General features: G+C 40.1%; 1 pseudogene. It reads right to left on the bottom strand.

Annotated features, from left to right (window positions below):
• Positions 1-144: 144 nt before the first annotated feature.
• Positions 145-225, bottom strand: a pseudogene (locus tag JQ843_RS05680) (IS200/IS605 family transposase); the annotation flags it as partial.
• Positions 226-294 lie beyond the last annotated feature (69 nt).

Here is a 294-nt window from a genome sequence, read left to right on the forward strand (position 1 = left end):
CAATCATGACCACCCGTCAAACGGGTGGTTTGTCCCAGGGCTATAAGCCCAAATTACCAGCCAGCGCCTAAAGACGCTGGCTTTCACTTTGTTCAAGCCTTATTGCTCTTGACTCGTCACTTGCCTCTCAAAGAGGCTTTAGTATTACTTACCACTATCCCTAAAGGGATCCTCATATTCTTTTACACTCAATTTACCTAGTGCTATATCATGCTTTACTCGTTCTCAAATTTTCATACTCGTGAAGAAATCATCCACTGGATAATTTCTTTAATCTTGGATATATTTCTTAAT

The sequence above is a fragment of the Streptococcus mitis genome (assembly GCF_905187495.1).
GTDB lineage: Bacteria > Bacillota > Bacilli > Lactobacillales > Streptococcaceae > Streptococcus > Streptococcus mitis_CU.